This window comes from Brachybacterium atlanticum, from assembly GCF_025669985.1.
Classification (GTDB): domain Bacteria; phylum Actinomycetota; class Actinomycetes; order Actinomycetales; family Dermabacteraceae; genus Brachybacterium; species Brachybacterium conglomeratum.
Genome location: NZ_JAKJJW010000001.1, coordinates 167,011 through 191,970, shown reverse-complemented (window position 1 = coordinate 191,970; position 24,960 = coordinate 167,011). Strand labels below are relative to the sequence as shown.

The window sequence follows — 24,960 nt, the reverse complement described above, 5'->3', positions numbered from 1 at the left end:
GCCATGACCACCGCCCTGCCCGCCGACCTCCGGAAGGACCTCGAGACCGCCGGGTACTTCCCCCAGGCCGCCTCCCGCAGCATCGCGCGCTCCCTGCGCGGAGCGGCCGTGCTCACGCACCTCGTGCGTGCCGAGACCACCTTCGACGGCCCCGAGGTGCGACGGCACCTCACCGTCGTCGTGCTCACCGCGACGCACCTGCTGATAACCCATCTCGACGACGACCCCGCGGACGCGCTGAACCCCAGCCAGGTCGTCTCGACCACCGAGCGGGTGCGTCTGCGCCGCATCACCTCGACGGGCCTGTCCCAGGTCTTCGACGCCGACGGGCAGCTCGCCACGGGCCGCGAGTCCGAGATCACCCTCGGAGTGACCTGGGACGGCAGCCGTCGCCTCGACCTCGAGCCGGCCGACTGCGGCGACCCCACCTGCCAGGCGGACCACGGCTACACCGGCAGCTCCGCCCCCGCGGACCTCGCGCTGCGGGTCAGCGCGCTGGCCGACGGCGAGGCCGCGGTCGAGGAGGCGCTCGCCTTCCACGACCGCCTCCTCGAGGCGATCGACGACCTCGGGGCCTGAGCCGGAGCATGGCCGAGATGGACGATCCCGCCCTGCCCGACTGGCCCGAGGACCTGCTGGCCCCGCCCTTCGCCGCGGGGGAGCGGCCGGGCCTGCTGGACGTGCTCGCCCCCCTCGCCTCCGCGCTCGAGGAGGGACGGGACCTGGTGGTGCTGCTCGACGGCGTCGGCGCTGACCTGCTGGCCGAGCACCGGGCGCTCACCCCGACGCTGAGGCGGCTCGAGGGCTCCGTGGAGCGGACCCGCACGGTCACCCCGTCGACGACCGCCAGCGCGATGGTCTCCCTGCACACGGGGCTCGCACCGCTCGAGCACGGGGTGCTGGGCTATCTCGGCTTCGACCCCGTGGGCCGCCGGGCCGTCAACCAGCTGACCGGCGCCCCGGGCCTGGACCCCCACGCCTGGATGCCGCTGACGACCCCGGTGGAGGCCGGGACGCGCCGCGCCGTGCAGGTCGCCCCCGCCAAGCACGCCCGCTCCCATCTCAGCGGCGTCGCCTATCGCGGCTGGGAGTTCCTCGCCCAGGGGCGTGGGGACCGCGTCGAGGCGGTGCGCACCGCGCTGCACCGCGGCGGCCCGGATGCGCTGGTGCACCTGCACGTGGACGACGTGGACCATGCGGGCCACGTGCACGGCATCGACTCCGAGCCGTGGCGCACCGCGCTCGCCGAGGTCGACGCGCTGATCGGCACGCTGCTGCGACGCGTCCCCCGTGGGACCCGCGTCCACCTCACCGCCGATCACGGGATGGTCGACACCTCCGCTGCGCACACCGTCGACCTCGCGCAGGAGCCGGCGATCCTGTCCCTGGTCGAGGAGGTGACGGGGGAGGCGAGGGCGCTCGCCCTGCACGCGGTGCCCGGCGACGGCGCCGCCGCGGAGCTCGCCGAGCGGATGCGCGTGCTGATGGGGGAGCGCGCCCTGGTCCTCACCCGGGAGCAGGTGCTCGCCTCGGGGCTGCTCGGCCCTGCCGCCACGGCGATCCCCGAGCACGTCCGGGGACGGATCGCCGACGTGCTCGTCCTCGCCCGCGGACGCTGGGGCGTCGACGACTTCTCACGCCGATCCGAGACGGCCCGGTCGATGATCGGGGTGCACGGATCGCTCACCTCGGCGGAGGCGGTCGTGCCGCTGCTGCGCACGATCACCTGAGCCCTGCCGCGGCGCGATGCCCGGTGGGCAGGCCCGCCCGCGGCGGCCCCGGGAGACGTCTCAGTCGTTCCGGGAGCCGAAGACGATCTCGTCCCAGCTGGGCATCGAGGCGCGCTTGCTCTTCGACCGGGAGGACTTCCGGGCCGGCTTCGCGGGCTCCTCGGACTCGCCGGAGCCCTCTCCCCGCGCGGCGGCGGAGGCGTCGTCGAAGCCGGGCAGCGGCGTGAGGTCCACGGTGTCCTGGTACTGGATCTCCGGCCGCTCGGGCTCGTCGCCCGCCTCGTCGGAGGTCTCCTCGGCCGGGTCGTCGGCGCCGTCCTGCGCGCTCGGGGAGTCCGAGGGGTCCTGGGCGGCGAACTCCTCGTCGGCGCCCTGCCCGTCCTGCTCCTCCGGCGCCGAGGAGTGCTCGCGCAGGGCCTCCGCGTCCGGGTCGTGGTCGGCGGGGGACTCGTCGGCCCCGGCGCCCGATCCGGCCTCCGCCGGGCCGGCGAGCACCGGCGCGACGGGACGCGCGTGATCGGCGTGCGGAGCGGGATCGGCGGCGAGCCCGGAGCCCTGCGCCTCGGTGCTGTCGTCGCCGGGCTCCTCGACGGTCTCGTCGAGCCCCGACCAGACGGTCGCGGAGTCGTCGGGGCGGGGGACGGAGCGCATCCCGCGACGGGCGTTGAGCGCGTCGAGCTCGCTGTCCTCGAGCGCGGAGGGGTGCTCGTCCGCCACGGGACGGCGGTGCGGCCAGGTGCGGGCGCGGGGCGACTCGCCCTCGAGCGAGCCGTCGGCCTCGAGGTCGTACACGGAGGACTTCACGGCCTGGAGCCGGCCGCGGCCGCGGCTCGGCTCGGGCGGGGCGTCCTCGTCGCTGATCCAGCGGGCCTCGTCGTCCAGCGGGGAGACGGAGCGGGTCTCGACATCGGCGGCCCAGTGGGCCTGCCGGGTGCGACCGCCTGCGGAGAAGGTCAGCTCGAGGGTCCAGGTGCCGTCGGGGCGCCGCCAGGCGTCCCAGGCGCTCTCGCCGGTCGCCTCGCGGGCGGCGAGCCGCTCGGCGACGACCTCCTGGAGGGCGGGGCCGCCGCGGCCGACGGGGAAGGTTCGCGCCCGCTGGGCGGTCCACTCGCGCTCGGCGAGCACCGGCCCCTCGTAGCGGCGGACGTGCTCGAGGGGGATCTCGGAGGTCTCCGAGATCTCCTCCGCGCTGCGGCCGGCGCGGAGCATCGCCTGGATCTCCTTGGGGCGCAGCGGGGTCGCGTCGGCCGCCTGGATCATGTTCAGCGCGGGACGGTCCGAGCGCACCGCGGCGCGCAGCGCGCGGTCGATCCGCAGGGTGTACCGATCGCCGTCGGAGTCGACCAGGAGCAGATGCTCCCCGTCGTCGTGGATCCCGTCGAGATCGAGCTCGCGCATCGTCGTCCTCTCCGTCCGAGCCTGGTCTCGGAGCCTGGTCGCTCGCAGGCACAGTCTAGGCCGTGACCCTACAGTGCGACGCCTGGGTGCGCGCCGGACGCGCCCGGGCCGTCGGCACCGGACGCCGACGGGGCGGGGACGTCGTGTTGCCGCTCACGGGTGCCTCTGCAATAATGCCGCCGCATTCAGCGTTGGGACCCCGACCGGTCGGATGCGGTCCCTAGTGGCCGCACCGGCGCGGACATGCCCACACCCAGGTCGTACGACCCCGCAGACAACCAGGAACGGACCGTAGATGGCCACTGATTACGACGCCCCGCGCAAGAACGACGACGAGTCGAACGACGACTCCATCGAGGAGCTGAAGGGCCGACGGAACGAGTCGGCGACCCCCACGGTCGACGAGGACGAGGCCGAGGCGGCCGACTCCTACGAGCTCCCGGGCGCCGACCTCTCCGGCGAGGAGCTCTCCGTGCGCGTGCTGCCCCGCCAGGCGGACGAGTTCACGTGCGCCAGCTGCTTCCTCGTGAAGCACCGCAGCCAGATCGACCACGTCGAGGGCACGCTCATCATCTGCAAGGACTGCGCGGCGGCCTGACGTGCGCGCGAGCGCGGGTCAGCAGAGGGGGAGCACCCCGGCACCAGGAACGGCACCTCCTGAAGGGGAGGTGCCGTTCCTGGTGTCGGGGCCGGACCGGGCGCGAGGCCGACAGGCCACGAGGTCGGAGATGCCCTCGGACCGGAGCGGTCAGGCCGCGCGCCGTGCCTGCTGCTGGGCGGTGCGCAGAGCGAGGGCGAGGTCCTCGGGGCGACGGGTCGAGGCGACCCACGCGGTGGTCGGGTCCTCCGGATCCAGCACCTCGACGCGGATCCCGCTGCGGGTCCAGCCGCGCACCTCGTGGTGGGCCAGCGGCTCGAAGTCCTGGCCGATCGTGAGCGCCCAGTCCTCGCCGCGCAGCACCTGCGGCTCGCCCAGCTCGGTCACGTCGATCCGGGCGCGGCCCAGGCGGAACCGGCCGTCCGAGACCTCCAGCACGGGGGAGTAGGCGATCAGCAGCACGATCGCGATCACGATGGAGACCGCCGACAGCGCGATCGCCGCGCCGAGGTGCAGGGGCACGATGACGAGCCCGAGCGCCGCACCGATCGCGACGCCGATCACCCAGGCGCCGACCCCGGGCAGGAGGTGCTCGCGGTGGAGAGGCGTTCCGGCGCCGCGCCCGGGGGCGGGGGCCGCACCGGCGGCGGACCGCTCGGACGGGGACTCGGCGGCGGGGGGAACGGCGGAGGCGGACATGCCCACCATGGTCTCACGCACTCCCTGGACCCCCGGTGCGCGGAGGACGCCGCCGGAGCGCCTACCCTGGCGTCATGTCTGCCGACCCCGACACCAGCGCGCCGCTGCGGATCCGCCGCACCGGCGCGACCCCGCTCCCGCACCGCGCCCATGCCGACGACGCCGGCCTCGACCTCGCCAGCGCCGAGGAGCTCGTGATCCCCGCGGGCGGCCGCGCCCTGGTCGACACCGGCCTCGCCGTCGCCCTCCCGCCCGGCACCGTGGGACTCGTCTGCCCCCGCTCGGGCCTCGCCGCGAAGCACGGCGTCACGGTCCTCAACGGCCCCGGTATCGTGGACGCCGGCTATCGCGGACCGCTCAAGGTCGCGCTGCACAACACCGATCCGACGAAGGACTTCCCCCTCCGCGTCGGGGACCGGATCGCCCAGCTCGTGGTGGTGCCGTTCCTGGCCCCCGTGCTGCAGGAGGTCGACGACCTCGAGGAGACGGACCGGTCCACCGCCGGGTTCGGCTCCAGCGGCGGCTTCGGCGGCGCACACCACCAGGAGGGATGACCATGGGACTGTTCTCCCGCAGGAAGCGGCAGGAGCCGGAGGAGATCGAGGGGCTGGGCGCCCTGGAGCTCGACTCGCCCGAGCCGGACGACGCCCCGGAGGACGAGGGCGCGGCCGACGACGCCCTCCCCGAGGACGAGTCCGAGACCGAGGAGGAGGCCCCCGCACGCGGGGACCACCTCGAGGACGGGCCCTACGACGAGGCCGACGCGCCCGACGAGGACCGCATCGACCTCGGCGGCCTGCTCGTCCCCGCCATCGACGGCATGGAGCTGCGGATGGAGGTCGACCAGCGCACGAACGCCGTGACCGGCGCGAACCTCGTCATCGAGGGCTCCTCGCTGCAGGTCCAGGCCTTCGCGGCTCCCAAGTCCCGCGGGATCTGGGAGGAGGTGCGGGGCAAGCTCCGCGAGTCCGTGGTCAAGCAGGGCGGCACCGCCGAGACCCGGCCGGGCGCCTTCGGGACCGAGCTGATCGCGCGCATGCCCGTCAAGCGGGCCGACGGCCGCACCGCCTACCGTCCCGCGCGCTTCATCGGCGTCGACGGGCGGCGCTGGCTGCTGCGCGCGGTCCTCTCCGGCAAGGCGCTGGCGGACCCCGAGCAGGCGCGCCGCTTCGAGGCGCTCGTCTCGCGCCTGGTCGTCGTGCGCGGCGCGGAGGCGATGGCGCCGCAGGAGCTCATCCCTCTGCACCTGCCCGGCGAGCGTCCGGGCCTCGACCAGATCCGCTCCGGCCCGCTGGACCCGCTCGCCCGCGGCCCGGAGATCACCGAGATCGGATGAGCACCCACCGCGCCGGCGGCCGGCCCCGACGGGATCGGGCCGCCGCATCCCCCGCCCCCGCGCCTGCCGCCGGGTCCTCGCCGCGCGGCGACTCCGACGCCGCGCCGTCCCCCGGGGCCGACGCGCAGGACGCATCCCCGGCGGGCCAGCAGCCCGCGGTAGAGCCCGCCGGCGGCGAGGGATCGACCCGCAGCGGCCTCGGCGCCGTGCTCCAGGAGGAGGAGTTCTCCGTCGCCGACGCGATCGGCGGGCGCCGCGGGATCGTGGAGTCGGTGCTGCCGACGCTGCTGTTCGTCGTGCTCTTCGTCGCCACGGGCGCCGTGGGCCTCGCCGCGGGCGCCGCGGTCGCGGCCGTCGTGGTGATGCTGGTCGTGCGTCTCGTCCAGCGCCAGAGCCCCTCGACCGTGATCGGCGGGCTGATCGGGGTCGCGCTCGGCGCGGTCCTCGCGGTCCGCTCCGGGGAGGGGTCCGACTTCTACTGGCCGGGCATCGTCACCAACGCCGTCTCGCTGGCCGTGCTCCTGCTCTCCCTCGCCCTGCGGCACCCGCTCGTCGGCGTGGTCGTCGCGCTGCTGGACCCGCGGGTCTCGGACTGGCGCGAGCACGAGGACGGCCGCCGCGTCTACACCCGCGCGACCCTCCTGTTCGCGGGGCTGTACGCGGCCAAGCTCGCCGTGCAGCTTCCGCTGCTGCTGACCGGCCAGGTCGCGGCGCTCGGCGCGGCGAAGATCGCCATGGGCCTGCCGGCTTTCGCGGTGATCGCCTATCTCGTCTGGCTCATGCATCGCGGGCTGCTCGCCCGCCGCGGCCACCGCTGAGCCCCGAGCGGCGCGGTCAGCGCACCGTCCACTGGATGAGATGATGGTGCACGATGTGCACGCCGAGAGTTCTGCCGCCGTCCGAGCCGGGCTCGGACCCGGAGTGGAGGAGAGTGGTCCGATGACCCCCGATGCCGACAGCGCGCCGAGCAGCCCCGCCCCCGGCGGCCGAGTCCTCACGGTCACCGCCGGCCCTCCCGCGGCCGGCGGCACCTTCGTGGCCCGCCACGAGGGCCGGGTCGTCTTCGTGCGCGGCACCGCACCGGGGGAGACCGTCACCGCCCGCCTTCTCGAGGACCCCCAGGCGAAGGCCGATGCCCGCTTCTGGCGCGCCGAGGCGCTCGACGTGCTCGAGGCCGGACCCGACCGCGTCCCCACGGTGTGGGAGGAGGCCGGGGTCGACGGCGTCGGCGGCGCGGAATGGGCGCACATCGCCCTGCCCGCCCAGCGCCGCATCGCGAGCGAGGTCATGCAGGAGCTGCTGCGGCGTGCCGGGGTGACGAGCTTCCCGATCGAGCAGGTGCAGGTCGAGCCCGCCCCGCACGACGCCGACGGGCTCGGCTGGCGCACTCGGGTGCGCTACGCCGTCGGCCCCGACGGGGAGGTCGGGATGCGCGGCTGGCGCTCCCACGAAGTGCGTCCCGTGGGCGAGGATCCCCTGTCGGCCCCCGCGGTGCGCGCGCTGCGCCTGGGGGAGTGGACCGCCCCCGAGGGCACCGAGGCCGTCGACGCCGTGGCCCCCTCGGCCGGTCCGGCCTCGGTGGTGCTGATCGGCCGTGACCTGGATCCCGAGACGACCGAGATCCCGCAGAGCTGGGGCGACGCCGACGTCGCGGTCCGCACCGCCCGCGGTCTCGTCCCGCTGCGCGGCGACGGCACCGTCCACGAGCGCCTGGGCGAGCGGCTGTTCACCGTCAGCGCCACCGGCTTCTGGCAGTCCCACCGCCGGGCCGCGGAGCTGCTCACCGAGATCGTCGACTCCGCCCTGCACGCCCCGCGGGGCGGCAGCGCCTGGGACCTCTACGGCGGCGTCGGCGTCTTCGCCGCGGTCGCCGCGGAGCAGGTGGGCACGGGCGGCTCGGTCGTCTCCGTCGAGGGCAACCGCCGCGCCTCCCAGCTGGCCGCCCAGAACCTCGAGGACCTCCCGCAGGTCTCGACCGCCACGGCCGATGTCACCGACTGGGTGCGCGCACGTCGCGGCGGGGTCGACGCGGTGGTCCTGGATCCGCCGCGCGCCGGCGCGGGCGTCGAGCTGATGGGGCTGCTCGCCGGTGCCGTGCGCCAGCGCATCGTGTACGTCTCCTGCGAGCCCGCCACCCTCGCCCGCGACCTCGCCGCGATCGAGGGCAAGGGTTGGCAGGTCAAGGACCTGCGCGCCTTCGACCTCTTCCCGCACACGCACCACATCGAGTCCGTCGCGGTCCTCGAGCGCGCCGCGGGCTGACCGGGCCGATGCGCGCCCGGCGCAGATGACGCCCTGTCAGGACCATGGGGTACTGCATGGTATGATTTATCTTGACTTCAAGATACTTGCCGGGGAGCCGCCCGGCACCCCCTCCTCGACCCGCGCCCTCCGCGTCGGGCCCCGAGGTGCGCGATCGCCTGCCGCGCGCGGGCGACGCGCCTACGATGGAGGGGCCGAACCTATACCGAAGGAGTGCGTCCGATGAGCACTGTCGACTCATTCGCCGCGAAGCAGAAGCTCGAGGTCGGCGGCACCGACTACGAGATCTATGCGCTCGACGCCGTCGAGGGCGCCGAGAAGCTTCCCTACAGCCTCAAGATCCTGCTCGAGAACCTGCTGCGCACCGAGGACGGGGCGAACATCACCGCCGACCACGTCCGTGCGCTCGCGAGCTGGGACGCGACGGCCGATCCGTCCGTCGAGATCCAGTTCACGCCCGCCCGCGTGATCATGCAGGACTTCACCGGCGTCCCCTGCGTCGTCGATCTCGCCACCATGCGCGAGGCCGTCCAGGACCTCGGCGGGGATCCCGAGCGGATCAACCCGCTCGCCCCCGCGGAGATGGTCATCGACCACTCCGTGATGATCGACGTCGCGGGCCGCCTCGACGCGCTCGAGCAGAACATGGAGCTCGAGTACGAGCGCAACCGCGAGCGCTACCAGTTCCTGCGCTGGGGCCAGACCGCCTTCGACGACTTCAAGGTCGTCCCCCCGGGCACCGGCATCGTCCACCAGGTCAACATCGAGTACCTCGCCCGCACCGTCATGACCCGCGAGGTGTCGGTCGATGGCGCTGCGACAGTGCTCCGTGCGTACCCGGACTCCTGCGTCGGCACGGACTCGCACACCACCATGGTCAACGGCCTGGGCGTGCTCGGCTGGGGCGTCGGCGGCATCGAGGCCGAGGCGGCGATGCTCGGCCAGCCCGTCTCCATGCTCATCCCGCGCGTGGTGGGCTTCAAGCTCACCGGCGAGATCCCGCCGGCCGCCACCGCGACCGACGTCGTGCTCACCATCACCGAGATGCTCCGCCAGCACGGCGCGGTGGGCAAGTTCGTCGAGTTCTACGGCGAGGGCGTCTCGCAGGTCCCGCTCGCGAACCGCGCGACGATCGGCAACATGAGCCCCGAGTTCGGCTCGACCGTCGCGATCTTCCCGGTCGACGAGGTCACCACCGACTACCTGCGCCTGACCGGCCGCACCGAGGAGCAGGTCGCCCTCGTGGAGGCCTACGCCAAGCGCCAGGGCCTGTGGCACGACCCCTCGACGGAGGTCGAGTACTCCGAGTACCTCGAGCTGGATCTCTCCACCGTGGTGCCCTCCATCGCCGGCCCCAAGCGTCCCCAGGACCGCATCGTCCTCACCGAGGCGAAGGAGTCCTTCCGCAAGGTGCTGCCGTCCTACGCGGGCGAGGGCCATCAGGTCGAGGAGGGCGAGGACGCCGGCAGCTTCCCCGCCTCGGACCCGGCCGGACTGGAGTCGGACAACGCTTCCGGCGGCGACGCCCCGGAGCGCCAGAACGTGATCGGCCGCGCCTCGGACCCGGTCCAGGTCAAGGGCAAGGATTTCGAGATCGACCACGGCATCGTCTCGATCGCCTCGATCACCTCCTGCACCAACACCTCGAACCCCTCGGTGATGATGGCCGCCGGCCTGCTCGCCCAGAACGCGGTGGACCGCGGCCTGGTCGCCAAGCCGTGGGTCAAGACCTCCATGGCCCCCGGCTCGCAGGTCGTCACCAACTACTACACCCGGGCGGGCCTCTGGCCGGCGCTCGAGGCACTCGGCTTCCACCTGGTGGGCTACGGCTGCACCACCTGCATCGGCAACTCGGGCCCGCTGGACTCGGAGATCTCCGAGGCCATCGCCGAGAAGGACCTCGCCGTCACCGCGGTGCTCTCGGGCAACCGCAACTTCGAGGGCCGCATCAACCCCGACGTGAAGATGAACTACCTGGCCTCCCCGCCGCTGGTCATCGCCTACGCGCTCGCGGGCACCATGGACTTCGACTTCGAGAACGACCCGCTGGGGCAGGACAAGGACGGCCAGGACGTCTACCTGCGCGACATCTGGCCGAACCCGACCGAGGTCGAGAAGGTCATCGGCGAGTCCATCTCCCAGGAGATGTTCACCGAGGACTACAAGGACGTCTTCACCGGCGACGAGCGCTGGCGGAGCCTGGAGACTCCCGAGGGCGCGACCTTCGAGTGGGACTCCGAGTCCACCTACGTGCGCAAGCCCCCGTACTTCGAGGGCATGGAGGCGCAGCCCGCGCCGGTCGGCGACGTCGAGGGCGCCCGGGTGCTGGTCAAGGTCGGCGACTCGACCACGACCGACCACATCTCGCCCGCCGGCTCGATCAAGCTCGACTCCCCGGCAGGCAAGTACCTGCAGGAGCACGGCGTCGCGCGCAAGGACTTCAACTCCTACGGCTCCCGCCGAGGCAACCACGAGGTCATGATCCGCGGCACCTTCGCGAACATCCGCATCAAGAACCAGCTCCTCGACGGCGTCGAGGGCGGGTACACGAAGAACTTCCTGACCGGCGAGCAGGAGTTCATCTACGACGCCGCCCAGGCCTACGCCGAGCAGGACATCCCGCTCGTGGTCCTGGCCGGCAAGGAGTACGGCACCGGCTCCTCCCGCGACTGGGCCGCCAAGGGCACCAAGCTCCTCGGCGTCCAGGTCGTCATCGCCGAGAGCTTCGAGCGCATCCACCGCTCGAACCTCATCGGCATGGGTGTGCTGCCGCTGCAGTACCCCGCCGGCGAGACCGCCGAGTCCCTCGGGATCGACGGCACCGAGACCTTCTCCTTCACCGGGATCACCGCGCTGAACGAGGGCGCCACCCCCAAGACGGTGAAGGTCGTCGCCGCCAAGCAGGACGGCACCTCCGTGGAATTCGATGCGGTCGTCCGCATCGACACCCCCGGCGAGGCGGAGTACTACCGCAACGGCGGCATCCTGCAGTACGTCCTGCGCTCGCTGGTCGCGGCCTGATCGCAGGCGCCTCCCGCGCCGTCCGGTCCTCGTGACCGGCGCACGCTGCGCCCCGCCCGGCCCCTGCCTGGCGGGGCGCAGTCATGTCCGGGTGCGGGAGGCGCCGCAGGCACCCTCTCGCGCACCCCTGACCGGGCTGTCTGCACCGCGTTGCACACCTCGGCGGGGCCGGGTGAAGCCCCGGTGAAGATGTGCACAGATGTGACCATGTCTCCCGTCTCGGCAGGTCAGAACCACGTACTCTGAACAGGTCCCGACCCCGTCCCCCAGGGAGGACCGTGCGTGTCCACCACTGAGCAGCACGCTGCCGTGCCGACCCGTCGGCGCCCGCGCCCCGCCCCCTCCCGCCCGGCGGCGGACTCCACCGTGCCCCCGCCCGAGGTGCCGATCCCCGCGGACCCCGAGGCGCTGCGCAGCCTGGACGCGGAGCAGCTCCCGGGCCTCGCCCGCACCCTTCGCCGCCGCCTCCTCGAGATCTGCGCCGTCAGCGGAGGCCACCTCGGCCCGAACCTCGGCGTCGTCGAGCTGACCCTCGCCCTGCACCGCGAGTTCCGCTCCCCGGCGGAGCCGATCGTCTTCGACACCGGCCACCAGGCCTACGTCCACAAGATGCTCACCGGCCGCGCCGACCTCGAGGGGCTCCGCCGCGCCGGCGGCACCTCCGGCTATCCCGACCGGGGCGAGTCCGAGCACGACCTGGTCGAGAACTCCCACGCCTCCGGATCGATCGCCTGGGCGCACGGCCTGGACCGCGCCCACCGCCTCGCGGGGGAGCAGGGCGTCTCCGTCGCGGTGATCGGGGACGGCGCGCTCACCGGCGGCGTCGGCCTCGAGGCGCTCAACGAGCTCGCCGCGGACCGCGGCTCCCGCACCGTCGTCGTGCTCAACGACAACACCCGCTCCTACGCGCCCACCGTCGGCGGCCTCGCTCGGCATCTCGCCGCGCTGCGTACGGGCGAGGTGCTGCCCGGACAGGACGTCTTCACCCAGCTGGGTCTGACCTATCTCGGACCCGTCGACGGCCACGATCTCACCGCGCTCGCGGCCGGGACCGCCGCCGCCCGCGAGGCCGCGGAGGACCCTGGCAGCGCCGGCGTGGTCCTGCACGTCCTCACCCGCAAGGGCGCCGGCTTCGCCCTCGCCGAGGCCGACGCGGTGGACCACTGGCACGCCACCGGCCCCTTCTCGCTCGGGGGCGAGGAGGCGACGAAGCCCGCCGCCCGCACCTGGAGCGCCCGCCTGGGCGCCGCCGTGCTCGACGCCGCCCGTGCCGACGTACGGGTGGTCGCGCTCAGCGCCGCGATGATCGACCCCGTCGGGCTCACCCCGATGCAGCAGGAGATGCCCGAGCGCGTCCTCGATGTCGGCATCGCCGAGCAGCTCGCGCTGGACACCGCCGCCGGCCTCTCCGCCGGGGGCCGCCTGCCCCTCGTCGCGCTCTACGCGACGTTCCTCAACCGCGCCCACGACCAGCTGCTGCTGGACCTCGCCCTGCACGGTGAGGACGTCACGATCACGCTGGACCGCGCCGGGATCACCGGGGACGACGGTCCGAGCCACCACGGCATCTGGGACCTCGCCCTCGCCGCGCAGGTGCCCGGACTGAGCCTGTGGGCGCCCCGCGACGGCGCCCGCCTCGACGCGGCGGTCCCCGCGGCGCTCGGCACCCCGGGCCCCTCGATCGTCCGCTTCCCCAAGGGCGCCTGCCCCGAGGAGCTCCCGGCGCTCGCCCAGCTGCCCGCGGGAGACGTCCTGCACGGCGACGCGGAGGCCCCGATCGACGTGCTCCTGGTCTCCGTCGGCGCCCTCGCCGACCGGGCCCTCGCCGCCGCCCGGGAGATCGCGGCGTCCCGTCCCGCGGCGAACGTGGTCGTGCTCGATCCGGTCCGGGCGCTGCCGCTGGGCGAGGAGCTGCTGGACCTGGCCGCCGGCGCCCGCGCGGTGCTCACCCTCGAGGACGGCCTCGCGGAGCGGGGGATCGGTGCCGCGCTCGCACTGCGGCTCGGCCGACGCTCGACCCCGGCGCGGCCCGGCCCTGTCGTGCATTGCCGGGGCGTGGACCTCGAGTTCCTCGCCCACGGCAAGCGCGACGCGATCCTCGCCGACCAGGGCCTGGACTCCTCTGGCATCGCCGAGAGCCTCGCCGCACTGCTCTGAATCGCGCTGCGCTGAGTCAGGATGCTCCGAGACACGATCCCCGGAGTCGCGCTGCTCGGTGACGACCCGCGGGCACCGTCGCTCCGACGGCGGGTGTCGTGGGCCGGAGACGAGGACGCCGTGCCGCCGACGCGGTGAGCACACCGCGGAACGGAGCGGCCGCAGCGGCTCTCAGCCCAGCGAGCTGCGCGGAGCGGGGTCGTCTGCCCGGGCCGTGAGGACGATCGGCGCGCCGTCGGTGACCTGCAGTGTGTGCTCCGCGTGCGCGCCGCGGGAGCCGTCGGCCGCCAGCTGGGTCCAGCCGTCCCGCTCGTCGACGACGAGCTCCGAGGTGGTCGGCACCAGGAACGGCTCGACGGTGATCAGCTGCCCGGCCACGAGCTCGGCGCCGCCGCCGGGGGTGCCGTGGTTGGGGACGAAGGGCGCCTCGTGCATCGTGCGCCCCACGCCGTGGCCGCCGAAGCGGTCGTTGATCGAGTAGCCGAGCGAGGTCGCCTCGTTCATCACCGCGAAGCCGATGTCGCCGACGGTGGCCCCGGCGGTGACCTGGTCGATCCCGGCCCACATCACCTGCTCGGTGTCGCGGATCAGCTGCAGGTCCTCCGCGCGCGGGGTGCCGACGGGGATCGTCAGGCACGAGTCCGCCACCCAGCCCTCCACCGAGACGGCGAAGTCGAGGGAGAGCAGGTCCCCGTCCTCGAGCACCCGGTCGTAGGGGCGGCCGTGGAGCACGCCCTCGTTCAGCGAGGTGCAGATGACGTACCCGAAGGGGGAGGCGCCGAAGACGGGGTGGTAGTCGATGTAGCAGCTGGTCGCCCCCGCCTCGCGGATCAGGCGATGCGCCTCCGCGTCGACGTCCAGCAGGTTCCAGCCCACGTCCACGACCTGCCGCAGGTGCGAGAGCACCGAGGCGACGAACTCGCCGGCCGGACGGGCCTGCGCGGTGGTGGGCAGCTCCTGGGTGGAGCTGCGGCGACGGCGTCCGAGGATCATCGTGCCTCCTGCCAGGTGACCAGCCGGGCCCCGACCCAGGCGATCATCGGTGCGAACACGGCGGCGCCGAGCAGGTGGCCGAAGACGACCAGCTCGGGCAGCCCGGTGAAGTACTGGATGTAGCCGACCGTGCCCTGCGCGAGGGTCGCCGCGAGCAGCCACCAGGCCGCGGTGCGGGCCTCGCGGCGGGCACCCGAGCGGTGGAGGACGACCAGCATCGCGATCAGCAGGGCGAGGAAGAGGTAGACCGCGACGGCGTGGACCCGGGTGATCACGACCGGGGAGAACATCAGTCGGGTGACGTCCCCGGCATCGCCCGAATGCGGGCCGGTGCCGGTGACCAGCGTGCCGAGCACCAGCACCACGAAGCCCACCGCCGCCAGCGGGACGTAGAGCCCCAGCAGTCGTGGCGGGACCGCGAGGCGCACGTGCGAGTCGCCGTCGTAGAGCCGCACCAGCAGCACCGTCGAGAGCGCGCCGAGCACGGGGGAGATGAGGAAGTGGGGGCTGACGATCCCGGGGTGCAGGTCGAACCACACCACGAACGCCCCGATCAGCGCCTGCGCGGCGGTGCCGATCAGCGGCACCCACGCCAGCATCCGGAAGCCGCGTCCCTTGTGGGCGAGCCAGCGGTAGGTCACCAGCAGCACCGCGACCGCGAAGATGCTCAGCACGCCGGTGAGCGTGCGGTTGCCGAACTCGACGAAGGGGTGGATCCCGGCCTCGAGCGTCAGCTCCGGGGTGAAGTTCCCCGGCTCGCAGTGCGGCCAGGAGGAGCAGCCCAGTCCGCTGCCCGTCAGACGCACCGCGCCGCCCGAGAGGATGATGCCCATCTGGCAGATCAGGTTGCCCCAGATCGCGATGGCGGCGAGACGTGCGCGCCGCTGCGGCCCCCAGGAGGTCAGACGACGGTCGGGCAGGGTGGTGATCCGCCCGTGGCGCTCGGGGGAGCGCTCGGCGGAGAGGGCAGGCGAGGACATGCCCAGCAGTCTAGGTTCCGCGGCCGAGGGCCGCCTGGACTCCGGGCGCGGATGCGAGGGATCCCGCATCGTGAGGACTCGGCGGTCGCCCGGGACGGCCGAGCGGCCGGACAGGGGCTCCGGGACCGGGCCCGGCGTCGGGCTCGTGCGAGGGGGCTCAGGCATCCGTCCAGCGGAACCAGCGCACGACGGCCGCGACCCCTGCCGCGGCCCACAGCAGCAGCACCACGGCGGAGCCGGGGGAGAACGGACCGCCCGCGAGGCAGGCCCGCATCAGCTCGCCGAGCGCGCCCGAGGGCAGCAGGTCCGCGAGCCCGCCGAGGATCCGCGGGAACGAGGTGGTGGGGAAGGCGACGCCGCCGACGGCGACGAGCAGCACGAACACGAGGTTCGCCACCGCCAGCACCGCCTCGGTGCGCAGCAGCCCCGCGACCAGCAGACCGAGCGCCCCGAAGGCCACCGTCCCCACCAGCCAGACGGGGACGAGCGCCGCGAGGCCGGCGATCTCCGGCCGCCAGCCCAGGACGAGGCCCAGCACCCCGAGCACGACCACCTGCAGCACGTGGGTGGTGAGGGTGGCGAGGATCTTCCCGGCGAGATAGCCGCTACGCCCCAGCGGCGTCGTCGCGATCCAGCGCAGCACGCCGTTGCGACGGTCGAAGCCGGTCATGATCGCCTGCGAGGTGAAGGAGGTCGAGATCAGCGCGGTCGCGAAGGTCGCGGCGACCGCGGTGTCGATCGCGGGAGCGCCCTCGAGCCGGCCGACGGGCAGCAGCCACAGCCCCACCATCACCATCGCCGGCAGGGCGATCGCGACCATGAGCTGCTCCCCGTTGGAGAGCAGCACGCGGGTCTCGAGCCGGGCGTGGGAGAGGATGCGGCGCGGCGCCGGCGCGGGACGCGGCACGCGCGGCGCGGCGGCGGTGCCGCCGGAACCGGCAGGGGAGGTCGACGGGGCGGCGGCGCTCATCGGGCGGCTCCTGCGCTGGGGGCGTCGTCGTGGCGGGTCGTGCTCCCGGCGTCCTCGGCCCCGGGGGCGTCACGGTCCATCAGGTCCAGCAGCACCGCCTCGAGGTCAGCGGCCGCGGCGCTGGAGACCTCCAGGCGGGCGCCGTGACGGGCGGCGGCCTCGTGCAGGGCCTGCTCGAGGGCGGGCACGGCGTCGGGGGCGACGCCGCTCGCGGTCGCCCGGAGGGTCACGCCGCCGCCCGGCCCGCGATGCTCGCGGACCACCTCCTGCACGCTGCCGGAGGCGAGCACGCGGCCGCGGGAGATCACTCGCACCGCGTCCGCGAGCCCGACCACGTCGTCCATCAGATGGGTGGTGAGCACGACGGAGGTGCCGGTGCGGGCCAGCCCCCGGATCAGCTCCCGCACCCGGCGCCGGATCGAGGGATCCATCCCGGCGGTCGGCTCGTCGAGGAAGACGAGGTCGGGCCGGCCGATGATCGCCAGCGCCAGGGCGAGCCGCTGGCGCTGTCCGCCGGAGAGGCGCCGCACGAGGGTGCGGGCGAACTCGTCGATGCCGAGATGGGCGGCGACCTCGTCGACGTCGAGCGGGGCGGCGTGCAGGCTCGCCCCGTAGCGCAGCAGCTGCATCGCCGTCGCGCCCGAGGCGAGGCCGCCGTCCTGGATCATCACGCCCACCCGAGCGCGGTGCTCGGGGCTCGCTCGCCAGGGGTCGGTGCCGAGCACGCGCACGCTGCCGGCATCGGGGCGCAGCAGACCGGTCGCGCAGGAGACGGCGGTGGTCTTGCCGGCGCCGTTGGGGCCGAGCAGCGCGGTGACCTCGCCGCGCTCCGCGGTCAGGCTCAGGCCGTCGAGGGCGCGCACGGCGCCGTAGGAGTGGGCGAGGTCGGTCGCGACGAGGGCAGGGGAGTGGTCGTCCATGGCCGCCCCATCGTAGGCCGGACGCGACGCCGGGCCGGGGACGGCGCCGCGTCCGGGCCGGGCGAGGTGGGCGATACCTCACCCGGGCCGTGCCGGGCTCAGCGCCCGGTGACGCGCAGCGGCGTGTGCGCCGGGTCGACGACCTCCGCGGCGAGCGGCGCCTCGGGAGCGGTGCCGCCGGGGCCCCAGGTGTCGGTCTCGAAGCGGTCGCGGTCGTGCGCCTCCAGCAGCGGCTCGAGCGCGGGGCCGGCGGGGACGATCTGCGTGGGGTTGATGTCCTCGTGCACGTAGTAGTAGTGCCGCTTGATCTGCGCGAAGTCGACCGTATCGCCGAAGCCCGGGGTCTGGAACAGGTCCTTGGTGTAGTTCCACAGGTTCGGCATCGAGGCGAGGGTCTGCCGGTTGGCCTTGAAGTGGCCGTGGTAGACGGGGTCGAAGCGGATCAGCGTGGGGAACAGGCGCACATCGGCCTCGGTGATCGAGGGGCCCATGAGGTAGCGGCTGCGGCCCAGGCGCTCCTCGAGCTCGTCGAGGGCCTCCCAGAGCAGCGTGTACTCGCGCTCGTAGTCCTCCTGCGAGCCGGCGAAGCCGACCTTGTACACGCCGTTGTTGACCCGGTGGAGCATCCACTTGTTCAGCGCGTCGATCTCCTCGCGCTGAGCCTCGGGGTAGAGGTCCGGGGCGCCGGCGCGGTGGTGCTCGGTCCACTCGGTCGCGAAGTCGAGGGTGATCTGCTGGAAGTCGTTGGTCACGACGGCCCTGGTGGGAATGTCCACGACGGCGGGGACGGTGATGCCGCGCGGGTAGTCGGGGAAGCGCGCGAAGTAGGCCTGCTGCAGGCGCTCGTAGCCGAGCACGGGGTCCACCTCGCCGGGGTCGAGGTCGAAGGTCCAGGAGCGCTTGTCATGGGTGGGGCCGGGCATGCCCACGGAGATCGCGCCCTCCAGGCCCAGCAGACGACGGGAGATCAGGGTGCGGTTGGCCCACGGGCAGGCGCGGGCGGCGATCAGCCGGTAGCGCCCGGCCTCGACGGGCCAGCCGTCGCGGCCGTCGCGGGTGATCCGGTCGTCGATGTAGTTCATGTCGCGGTCGAAGGCCTTGCCGCCGGAGACGTAGGCGCCGCGGGTCGAGTGCTCCTCGGCGGCAGCGTCCGTGGAGGCGGGGGCGGTCTCGTTCATCGTGGGGTCCCTTCGTGTCGGTGGCGTCACCGCCATAATAGTTGAAACCGGTACTAGATGGAAGCCTCTCGGGGGCGATCCTCGGCGCGCCGAGAGGGGCGCCGGGGTGCGCTCCGCGCCCATGTCGTGCACCATGCGTGGGGGCGTGCGATCCGCCTCGCCCTGCCTGACGTCGCAGGTAAGGGCACCCTTCGTGGCCGGGGGCACAGGACTCGGGCAGTATTTGGAAAGAGTCCTGTTGTAAAATCTAGGTGGTCGAGAAGGGAGGTGCAGGATGGCCGAGCAGGATGCGCAGGAGCTCGCGGCGAAGCCCGAGCAGACCACGCGCGATCGCCTCGTCGAGGCGATCTCCACCCACGGACCCATCACCGCCCGGCAGCTCGCCGAGCGCTTCGGCCTCACCAGCGCCGCCGTGCGCCGCCATCTCGCGGCGCTCGAGGCGGAGGGGACCATCGCCGAGCACGAGGTGCCCGTGGCCCATCGCGGCCGCGGACGCCCCAGCAAGACCTTCGTGCTCTCGCCGTCGGCGCATGAGGACTTCGCCGCCGGCTACGACGAGCTGGCCGTGATGGCGGTCGACGAGCTCGCCCGCCGCGGCGGCGAGGAGGCGGTGACCGCCCTCGCGGAGCGGCGGATCTCCGACTGGGAGCAGCGGCTCGCCGAACGGGTCGACCGCCTCGAGGCGGAGACCGGGGAGCCGGTGGGCACCGCCGAGCGGCTCGAGCTGCTCTCGCAGCTGCTCACCGAGCGCGGCTACGCCACCACCGTCCGCCCGCTGCACGTCCCGCTGCCGGCGGCCCGTCGCGAGGGCGGCGCCGGTCCGCGTAGCCTCGTCACCGCGCAGCTCTGCCACGGCCGCTGCCCCGTCCTCGACGTGGCCGCCGACCACCCGGAGCTGTGCGAGGCCGAGTCCCGCGTCATCTCCCGCATCATCGGGGCCCCCGTCCAGCGCCTGGCCACCCTGGCGCAGGGGGCTCACGTCTGCACGACCCACATTCCGCTCACCGAGGGAAGGACACCATGACGAGCGCACCCGAGAAGCTCTCACAGGACGAGATCATCGATTCGATCGGCAACTACGCCTTCGGATGGCACGACGAGGACTCGGCCGGGGCCAGCGCGCGGCGCGGCCTGTCCGAGGACGTCGTGCGCGACATCTCCGCACGCAAGGACGAGCCCGAGTGGATGCTCGAGCGTCGGCTGAAGGCGCTGAAGCTCTTCGAGAAGAAGCCGCTGCCCACCTGGGGCCCGGACCTCTCCGGCATCGCCTTCGACGACATCAAGTACTTCGTCCGCTCCACCGAGAAGCAGGTGGCCGACTGGAACGACCTGCCCGAGGACATCAAGGAGACCTACGACCGCCTCGGCATCCCCGAGGCCGAGAAGCAGCGCCTCGTCGCCGGCGTCGCCGCGCAGTACGAGTCCGAGGTCGTCTACCACCAGATCCGCGAGGACCTGGAGGAGCAGGGCGTCATCTTCCTGGACACCGACACGGCGCTCAAGGAGCACCCGGAGCTCTTCAAGGAGTACTTCGGCACCGTCATCCCCTCGGGCGACAACAAGTTCTCCGCGCTGAACACCGCCGTGTGGTCCGGCGGCTCCTTCGTCTACGTCCCCAAGGGCGTGCACGTCGAGATCCCGCTGCAGGCCTACTTCCGGATCAACACCGAGAACATGGGCCAGTTCGAGCGCACGCTGATCATCGCCGACGAGGGCTCCTACGTGCACTACGTCGAGGGCTGCACCGCGCCGATCTACAAGTCCGACTCGCTGCACAGCGCCGTCGTCGAGATCGTCGTGAAGAAGGACGCCCGCGTCCGCTACACGACCATCCAGAACTGGTCGAACAACGTCTACAACCTGGTCACCAAGCGCACCACGGTCGAGCAGGGCGGCGTCATGGAGTGGGTCGACGGCAACATCGGCTCCAAGGTCACCATGAAGTACCCGGCCGTCTGGCTGATGGGCGAGCACGCCCGCGGCGAGACCCTCTCCGTCGCCTTCGCCGGCGAGGGCCAGAACCAGGACACCGGCTCGAAGATGGTGCACATGGCACCGCACACCTCGAGCTCGATCGTCTCCAAGTCGGTCTCGCGCGGCGGCGGCCGCAGCTCCTACCGCGGCCTGGTCCAGGTCATGCCCGGTGCCGAGCACTCCGCCTCGACCGTGCTGTGCGATGCGCTGCTGGTGGACCAGATCTCGCGCACCGACACCTACCCCTACGTCGACGTGCGCGTCGACGACGTCCAGATGGGCCACGAGGCCACCGTCTCCAAGGTCTCCGAGGAGCAGCTCTTCTACCTGATGAGCCGCGGCATGGAGGAGACCGAGGCGATGGCGATGATCGTGCGCGGCTTCATCGAGCCCATCGCCCGAGAGCTCCCGATGGAGTACGCCCTCGAGCTGAACCGCCTGATCGAGCTGCAGATGGAAGGAGCAGTCGGCTGATGACGACCACTGATGTGAAGGGTGCCGAGAGCGCCGGGGACCCGACCGCGAACGAGGCCGTGGGCCACGCGGCGGGCGCCGCGCCCGTCGCCGCCGGAACCGCCCTGGAGGGCACCGACACGACGGCCGCGCCGGAGCTGGAGGAGGAGAACCTGAGCCTGCCGGGCCAGGACGTCTCCGCCGCCCACGCCGCGCTGAACCGCGGCGCGCGACTGCGCTCCTTCGAGGTCGCCGACCACGCCGTGCCCAAGAGCGACATCGAGGAGTGGCGCTTCACCCCGCTGCGCCGCTTCTCCGCCCTCTTCGAGGACGCCGCCACCGACGACCGCGAGGGCGACCCCGCCGTCGACTACGCCGTGACCGTGCCCGAGGGCGCCCCGGAGCCCTCGACGCTCGCCCCCGGCCAGGCACCCCGCGGCACCGTGCTGGTGCCCGAGGACCTGCCCACGGCGATCGCCTCCGCCCGCACCGAGCAGGCGCTGCACCTGGTCGCCGCCAAGAACGTCGCCTACGAAGCGCCGTTCCGCGTGGACATCACCGGCCGGGGCGCGGACCGCCGCGCCAACGCGCACCTCGTGATCGAGGCGCAGGAGTCCTCCTCCTCGATCGTGGTGCTGAACCACATCGGCTCGGCGCAGTACGCGCAGGACGTGGAGATCCTCGTCGGCGACAACGCGCAGATGACGGTCATCACCGTCCACGACTGGGACGACGACGCGGTGCACATCGCGCAGCACCACGCCCGCGTGGGCCGCGACGCACGTCTGAAGCACGTCGCCGTCACCCTCGGCGGCAGCGCGGTGCGCCTGAACTCGATCGGCGAGTACGCCGCCCCCGGCGGCGAGATCGAGAAGCTGGGCCTCTACTTCTCGGATGAGGGCCAGTTCTTCGAGAACCGCCTGTTCATCGACCACAGCGTCCCGAACTGCACCTCCAACGTCGCCTACAAGGGCGCGCTGCAGGGGAAGGGCGCGCGGTCCGTGTGGGTCGGCGACGTGCTGATCCGCAAGGAGGCCGAGGGCACCAACACCTACGAGCTCAACCGCAACCTGGTGCTCACCGAGGGCGCCCGCGCCGACTCCGTGCCGAACCTGGAGATCGAGACGGGCGAGATCGAGGGCGCCGGCCACGCCGCCGCCACCGGGCGCTTCGACGACGAGCAGCTGTTCTACCTGCGCGCTCGCGGCATTCCGGAGATCGAGGCGCGCCGTCTGGTCGTGCGCGGCTTCTTCGCCGAGATCATCCAGCAGATCGACGTGCCCGAGGTGCGCGAGCGCCTCTCGGCCGCGATCGAGGACGAGCTCGCACGGAGCATGAACTGATGTCGGACGCCTTCGTCCCCGTCGCCGCTCTGGCCGACCTCGCCCCCGGCGAGGCGATCGACGTCGTCGCCGGCGGGATCGAGATCGCCCTGGTGCGCGACGAGGACGGCGGCGTCCACGCCCTCGAGGACCTCTGCTCGCACGACGAGATCGCGCTGAGCGACGGCGATGTCGAGGGATGCACCATCGAGTGCTGGAAGCACGGCAGCCAGTTCGACCTCGTCACCGGTCGTCCTCTGCAGCTCCCGGCGGTCCTGCCCGTGCGGGTGTTCCCCGTGCGCATCGACGAGAGCAGCGGCGAGATCCTCGTGGATCCCTCCGCCGCTCCCGCCACCTGACCTCGCGGGCGCCCGCACCGACGCCCGCCCCAGCCCCACGAATCCACCAGCTTCCTGGTCAAGGAGAACCCCACATGTCGATTCTGGAGATCAAGAACCTCCACGCCACCGTCGAGACCCCTGAGGGCACCAAGGAGATCCTCAAGGGCGTCGACCTCACCATCAAGGGCGGCGAGACCCACGCGATCATGGGCCCCAACGGCTCGGGCAAGTCCACCCTCGCCTACGCGATCGCCGGCCACCCCAAGTACGAGATCACCGGCGGCGAGGTCCTCCTCGACGGCGAGGACGTGCTCGAGATGAGCGTCGACGAGCGCGCCCGCGCCGGCCTCTTCCTCGCCATGCAGTACCCCGTCGAGGTCCCCGGCGTGACCGTCTCGAACTTCCTGCGCACCGCCAAGACCGCGATCGACGGCGAGGCCCCCTCGCTGCGCACCTGGGTCAAGGACGTCAAGGGCGCCATGGACGACCTGAAGATGGACCCCGTCTTCGCCGAGCGCAACGTCAACGAGGGCTTCTCCGGCGGCGAGAAGAAGCGCCACGAGATCCTCCAGATGCAGCTGCTGAAGCCCTCCATCGCCGTCCTCGACGAGACCGACTCCGGCCTCGACGTCGACGCGCTGCGCGTGGTCTCCGAGGGCGTCAACCGCGCCAAGGAGAACACCGAGGTCGGCATCATGCTGATCACCCACTACACCCGCATCCTGCAGTACGTGAAGCCGGACTTCGTCCACGTCTTCGTCAACGGCCGGGTCGCCGAGCAGGGCGGTCCGGAGCTGGCCGAGCGTCTCGAGGCCGAGGGCTACGATCGCTTCCTCGTCGGCGCCTGATGCCGCCGGCCGTCCCGCCCCGCACCCGCGCGGGGCGGGGCGGCCGCACCGCGGGACCCGCCGCGGACCGTCCCGGACAGCACCTCCCGGGACGGCCCGACGAGCCCCGTCCGCACCCCTGCGGGAGCAGTCCCGCACCCCTTCCGGGAGGACACCATGACCGACCAGCAGACCCCGCCCTCGACCGTGAGCGTCGAGGACGTCACCGAGGCGATGAAGGACGTCATCGATCCCGAGCTCGGGATCAACGTCGTCGACCTGGGCCTCGTCTACGGGGTGACCGTCGAGGACGGCAACGCCGTGATCGACATGACCCTGACCTCCGCCGCCTGCCCGCTGACGGACGTGCTCGAGGAGCAGACCTTCGCGGTGCTGGACCCCATCACCGAGACGCACCGCATCAACTGGGTGTGGATGCCGCCGTGGGGCATGGAGAAGATCACCGAGGACGGCCGCGAGCAGCTGCGCGCCATCGGCTTCAACCTCTGATCGTCTGATCGCCCCGGCCGGAACCCGCGCTCCGGCAGCGACTGACGAGTTCTGCACGCCCACGACTCATGTGGCTCCCCGCATGAGTCGTGGGCGTGCATTTCTGCGCGGTGCGCTGCGCCCGGCGCGCGGAGTGAGGGCGCTCGGCACAGGCAGCGCCGACGGGCGGGTCAGCCGATGACGGCGGCGGCGCTCGTGAGCTCCAGGCCGTGCGCCTCGGCGGTGCCGGCGTGGGTGAGGGCGCCCTCGTGGGTGTGCAGGCCCTTCGCGAGCGCCTCGTCGGCCCGCAGCGCGTCCCGCCAGCCCGCGCCGGCGAGCTTCAGCACGTAGGGGAGGGTCGCGTTGTTCAGCGCCGCCGTCGCCGTGACCGGCACGGAGCCGGGCATGTTCGCCACGCAGTAGTAGATCGCGTCGTGCACCCGGAAGGTCGGGTCGTCGTGCGTGGTGGGCCGGGAGTTCTCGAAGCAGCCGCCCTGGTCGATCGCGACGTCGACCAGCACCGAGCCCGGCTTCATCCGGGAGACCATCTCGTCGGTGACGAGCTTCGGGGCGCGCTTGCCGGGGATCAGCACCGAGCCGACGACGACGTCGGCCTGCTCGATCTGCTCGGAGAGGTCGAGGGCGGTCGAGTAGCGGGTGAGGATCCCGCCGTGGTGCATCGTCGCGATCTGGGAGAGCCGGGAGACGTTCACGTCCATCACGGTGACGTTCGCGTGCAGCCCGTGCGCCATCATCGCCGCCTGTTCGCCGACGACGCCGCCGCCGAGGACCAGCACGTTCGCCTCCGAGGTCCCGGGCACCCCGCCCATCAGCACCCCGCCGCCGCCCAGTGGCGCCATCAGGTGGTAGGCGCCGACCTGCGCGGCGAGCCGGCCCGCGATCGCGCTCATCGGCGCGAGCAGCGGCAGGGAGCGGTCGGGGAGCTGGACGGTCTCGTAGGCGATGGCGGTGGTGCCGGAGGCGAGCAGCGCCTCGGTGAGCTCCCGGTCGGCCGCGAGGTGCAGATAGGTGAAGAGGATCTGGCCCTTCCTCAGGCGTCCGTACTCCTCGGGCAGCGGCTCCTTCACCTTCACGATCATCTCGGCCTGCGCCCAGACCTCGTCGGCCGTCGGCAGCAGGGTCGCGCCCGCGGCGGCGTAGTCCTCTTCGCTCACGCGGGAGCCGAGGCCCGCGCCGCTCTCGACGATCACCTCATGGCCGTGCATCACCAGCTCGTGCACGCCGGTGGCGCCCAGGCCCACCCTGTTCTCGTTGTTCTTGACCTCGCGGGGCACCCCGATGCGCATGTATC

At 73.0% G+C, this 24,960-nt stretch carries 23 protein-coding genes; 15 read left to right on the top strand and 8 right to left on the bottom strand.

Features of this window, described 5'->3' with window-relative positions:
* Positions 1-3 precede the first annotated feature (3 nt).
* Positions 4-579, top strand: a complete 576-nt coding sequence (locus L3K22_RS00860; protein WP_259882921.1) for a DUF5998 family protein — start codon at positions 4-6, stop codon at positions 577-579.
* Positions 580-596: 17 nt separating this feature from the next.
* A complete protein-coding gene (locus L3K22_RS00855; RefSeq protein ID WP_263309737.1) occupies positions 597-1,730 on the top strand; it encodes an alkaline phosphatase family protein in 1,134 nt (377 codons plus the stop codon).
* Positions 1,731-1,790: 60 nt separating this feature from the next.
* On the opposite strand, the gene sepH is transcribed toward L3K22_RS00855, so the two are convergent.
* Complete coding sequence (gene sepH, locus L3K22_RS00850; protein ID WP_263309736.1) at positions 1,791-3,128, bottom strand: septation protein SepH; 1,338 nt, start codon at positions 3,126-3,128, stop codon at positions 1,791-1,793.
* A 295-nt stretch (positions 3,129-3,423) separates the two neighbouring features.
* Here sepH and L3K22_RS00845 point away from each other — a divergent pair, with 295 nt between their 5' ends.
* A complete protein-coding gene (locus L3K22_RS00845; protein WP_263309735.1) occupies positions 3,424-3,726 on the top strand; it encodes a DUF4193 domain-containing protein in 303 nt (100 codons plus the stop codon).
* Between the two features lie 150 nt (positions 3,727-3,876).
* Here the strand turns inward: L3K22_RS00845 and L3K22_RS00840 are convergent, their stop codons facing one another.
* On the bottom strand, positions 3,877-4,425 hold the full coding sequence (locus tag L3K22_RS00840) for a DUF3093 domain-containing protein (RefSeq protein WP_259882732.1): 549 nt from the start codon (positions 4,423-4,425) through the stop codon (positions 3,877-3,879).
* 74 nt (positions 4,426-4,499) lie between these two features.
* Here L3K22_RS00840 and dut point away from each other — a divergent pair, with 74 nt between their 5' ends.
* The 6 genes from dut to L3K22_RS00810 all read left to right on the top strand — a co-directional run bounded on the left by dut (position 4,500) and on the right by L3K22_RS00810 (position 13,201).
* On the top strand, positions 4,500-4,979 hold the full coding sequence (dut, locus tag L3K22_RS00835; RefSeq protein ID WP_259882733.1) for a dUTP diphosphatase: 480 nt from the start codon (positions 4,500-4,502) through the stop codon (positions 4,977-4,979).
* The gene (locus L3K22_RS00830; protein ID WP_263309734.1) at positions 4,976-5,761 is read left to right on the top strand and encodes a DUF3710 domain-containing protein; all 786 of its coding nucleotides are present in this window, start codon (positions 4,976-4,978) and stop codon (positions 5,759-5,761) included. Before dut ends, L3K22_RS00830 begins: the two co-directional genes overlap by 4 nt.
* Complete coding sequence (locus L3K22_RS00825; protein WP_263309733.1) at positions 5,758-6,579, top strand: DUF3159 domain-containing protein; 822 nt, start codon at positions 5,758-5,760, stop codon at positions 6,577-6,579. The genes L3K22_RS00830 and L3K22_RS00825 overlap by 4 nt, the downstream gene beginning before the upstream one ends.
* Before the next feature lie 121 nt (positions 6,580-6,700).
* Entirely contained in the window at positions 6,701-8,023 is a 1,323-nt protein-coding gene (locus L3K22_RS00820) for a class I SAM-dependent RNA methyltransferase (RefSeq protein WP_263309732.1), read from the top strand.
* Between the two features lie 222 nt (positions 8,024-8,245).
* Positions 8,246-11,044, top strand: coding sequence for an aconitate hydratase AcnA (acnA, locus tag L3K22_RS00815; RefSeq protein WP_263309731.1), 2,799 nt, complete (start codon positions 8,246-8,248; stop codon positions 11,042-11,044).
* Positions 11,045-11,326: 282 nt separating this feature from the next.
* On the top strand, positions 11,327-13,201 hold the full coding sequence (locus L3K22_RS00810) for a 1-deoxy-D-xylulose-5-phosphate synthase (RefSeq protein WP_263309730.1): 1,875 nt from the start codon (positions 11,327-11,329) through the stop codon (positions 13,199-13,201).
* A gap of 171 nt (positions 13,202-13,372) precedes the next feature.
* On the opposite strand, the gene map is transcribed toward L3K22_RS00810, so the two are convergent.
* From map to L3K22_RS00785, 5 genes are all read right to left on the bottom strand, one after another.
* Positions 13,373-14,194, bottom strand: a complete 822-nt coding sequence (gene map, locus L3K22_RS00805; RefSeq protein ID WP_259882739.1) for a type I methionyl aminopeptidase — start codon at positions 14,192-14,194, stop codon at positions 13,373-13,375.
* Positions 14,191-15,174, bottom strand: coding sequence for a COX15/CtaA family protein (locus tag L3K22_RS00800; protein WP_263309729.1), 984 nt, complete (start codon positions 15,172-15,174; stop codon positions 14,191-14,193). The genes map and L3K22_RS00800 overlap by 4 nt, the downstream gene beginning before the upstream one ends.
* 157 nt (positions 15,175-15,331) lie before the next feature.
* A complete protein-coding gene (locus tag L3K22_RS00795) occupies positions 15,332-16,144 on the bottom strand; it encodes an ABC transporter permease (RefSeq protein ID WP_263309728.1) in 813 nt (270 codons plus the stop codon).
* Positions 16,141-17,064, bottom strand: coding sequence for an ABC transporter ATP-binding protein (locus L3K22_RS00790; protein WP_263309727.1), 924 nt, complete (start codon positions 17,062-17,064; stop codon positions 16,141-16,143). Before L3K22_RS00790 ends, L3K22_RS00795 begins: the two co-directional genes overlap by 4 nt.
* Positions 17,065-17,162: 98 nt before the next feature.
* Positions 17,163-18,242: a glutathione S-transferase family protein gene (locus tag L3K22_RS00785; protein WP_263309726.1), complete on the bottom strand. Its 1,080-nt coding sequence runs from the start codon at positions 18,240-18,242 to the stop codon at positions 17,163-17,165.
* 274 nt (positions 18,243-18,516) lie between these two features.
* Here L3K22_RS00785 and L3K22_RS00780 point away from each other — a divergent pair, with 274 nt between their 5' ends.
* The 6 genes from L3K22_RS00780 to L3K22_RS00755 all read left to right on the top strand — a co-directional run bounded on the left by L3K22_RS00780 (position 18,517) and on the right by L3K22_RS00755 (position 23,669).
* Positions 18,517-19,266 carry a helix-turn-helix transcriptional regulator gene (locus L3K22_RS00780; protein WP_259882745.1) on the top strand — a complete coding sequence of 250 codons (750 nt, stop codon included), beginning with the start codon at positions 18,517-18,519 and terminating at the stop codon, positions 19,264-19,266.
* A complete protein-coding gene (gene sufB, locus L3K22_RS00775) occupies positions 19,263-20,690 on the top strand; it encodes a Fe-S cluster assembly protein SufB (RefSeq protein WP_263309725.1) in 1,428 nt (475 codons plus the stop codon). Before L3K22_RS00780 ends, sufB begins: the two co-directional genes overlap by 4 nt.
* Positions 20,690-22,012, top strand: a complete 1,323-nt coding sequence (gene sufD / locus L3K22_RS00770; protein WP_263309724.1) for a Fe-S cluster assembly protein SufD — start codon at positions 20,690-20,692, stop codon at positions 22,010-22,012. Before sufB ends, sufD begins: the two co-directional genes overlap by 1 nt.
* Positions 22,012-22,350, top strand: a complete 339-nt coding sequence (locus L3K22_RS00765; protein ID WP_259882747.1) for a non-heme iron oxygenase ferredoxin subunit — start codon at positions 22,012-22,014, stop codon at positions 22,348-22,350. The genes sufD and L3K22_RS00765 overlap by 1 nt, the downstream gene beginning before the upstream one ends.
* Positions 22,351-22,424: 74 nt before the next feature.
* Positions 22,425-23,180, top strand: a complete 756-nt coding sequence (gene sufC / locus L3K22_RS00760; protein ID WP_263309723.1) for a Fe-S cluster assembly ATPase SufC — start codon at positions 22,425-22,427, stop codon at positions 23,178-23,180.
* A 156-nt stretch (positions 23,181-23,336) separates the two neighbouring features.
* On the top strand, positions 23,337-23,669 hold the full coding sequence (locus tag L3K22_RS00755; RefSeq protein ID WP_070501884.1) for a metal-sulfur cluster assembly factor: 333 nt from the start codon (positions 23,337-23,339) through the stop codon (positions 23,667-23,669).
* A gap of 170 nt (positions 23,670-23,839) precedes the next feature.
* Here L3K22_RS00755 and ald read toward each other — a convergent pair whose 3' ends face one another.
* Positions 23,840-24,955: an alanine dehydrogenase gene (gene ald, locus L3K22_RS00750; protein WP_263309722.1), complete on the bottom strand. Its 1,116-nt coding sequence runs from the start codon at positions 24,953-24,955 to the stop codon at positions 23,840-23,842.
* Positions 24,956-24,960 lie beyond the last annotated feature (5 nt).